The organism is Oligella ureolytica DSM 18253, from assembly GCF_000373745.1.
Classification (GTDB): Bacteria; Pseudomonadota; Gammaproteobacteria; order Burkholderiales; family Burkholderiaceae_B; genus Oligella; species Oligella ureolytica.
Genome location: NZ_KB892363.1, coordinates 1 through 1,611 on the forward strand (window position 1 = coordinate 1; position 1,611 = coordinate 1,611).

Genomic DNA, 1,611 nt, shown 5'->3' on the forward strand with positions numbered 1-1,611 from the left:
CCAGTCACGGGCTCTTCCAACCGCCCGCTCGCATTTCGCAATCCGTCACCCCATCGCATTTGAACCTGGTGCTGGAATATTAACCAGCTTCCCATCAGCTACGCATCTCTGCCTCACCTTAGGGGCCGACTCACCCTGCGCCGATGAACGTTGCGCAGGAAACCTTGGACTTACGGCGAGGGGGACTTTAACCCCCTTTATCGCTACTCATGTCAGCATTCTCACTTCTGATACCTCCAGCAGGCTTCTCAACCTACCTTCACAGGCCTACAGAACGCTCTCCTACCACGTGTAAAAACACGCCCGCAGCTTCGGTAACTGGCTTAGCCCCGTTACATCTTCCGCGCAGGACGACTCGATCAGTGAGCTATTACGCTATCTTTAAAGGGTGGCTGCTTCTAAGCCAACCTCCTGACTGTCTATGCCTTCCCACTTCGTTTCCCACTTAGCCAATTTTGGGGACCTTAGCTGGCGGTCTGGGTTGTTTCCCTCTCGACAACGGACGTTAGCACCCGCTGTCTGACTCCCACGCTCGGACTTGTTGGTATTCGGAGTTTGCCATGGGTTGGTAAGTCGCAATGACCCCCTAGCCATAACAGTGCTCTACCCCCTACAGTCATACGTGAGGCACTACCTAAATAGTTTTCGGAGAGAACCAGCTATTTCCGGATTTGTTTAGCCTTTCACTCCTATCCACAGCTCATCCCCTAATTTTTCAACATTAGTGGGTTCGGTCCTCCAGTGCGTGTTACCGCACCTTCAACCTGGCCATGGATAGATCATCCGGTTTCGGGTCTACACCCAGCGACTAAAACGCTCTATTCGAACTCGCTTTCGCTACGCCTTCCTAATTAGTTAAGCTTGCCACTGAATGTAAGTCGCTGACCCATTATACAAAAGGTACGCAGTCACGGAACACGTCCGCTCCTACTGTTTGTATGCACACGATTTCAGGTTCTATTTCACTCCCCTCCCGGGGTTCTTTTCGCCTTTCCCTCACGGTACTAGTTCACTATCGGTCGATTACGAGTATTTAGCCTTGGAGGATGGTCCCCCCATCTTCAAACAGGATTTCACGTGTCCCGCTCTACTTATTCGACGCTTAATACCACCTAATGTATTTCGTTTACGGGGCTATCACCCGCTACGGCCAGAGTTTCCAATCTGTTCAACTATACACTAGGCTATCTCGTCAAGGCTGGTCCGGGTTCGCTCGCCACTACTGCCGGAATCTCGGTTGATTTCTTTTCCTCGAGCTACTTAGATGTTTCAGTTCGCTCGGTTCGCTCCGTTACGCTATGAATTCACGTAACGGTACTGACCTAAGGTCAGTGGGTTTCCCCATTCGGACATCTGCGGATCACAGCTTATTTGCCAGCTCCCCGCAGCTTCTCGCAGGCTATCACGTCCTTCATCGCCTGTAATCGCCTAGGCATCCATCATGTGCACTTGGTCACTTGATCCTATAACTTAATAAGCTACGCTTACTAACTTACAGTCACTCTTAACATCACGCCTTTTACTCCGCGATGCTAAGCAGTTCTTACTTGAGTTAACGTTGTGCCGCTCATCAAAGTTTATTCTTCGTCGTCACACACTAACCAATCCCCG

At 50.7% G+C, this 1,611-nt stretch carries 1 rRNA gene; it reads right to left on the minus strand.

Going from position 1 to position 1,611, the window contains the following annotated elements:
* Nucleotides 1-1,463, minus strand: a 23S ribosomal RNA gene (locus B092_RS0112915); the annotation flags it as partial.
* Between the last annotated feature and the right edge of the window lie 148 nt (nt 1,464-1,611).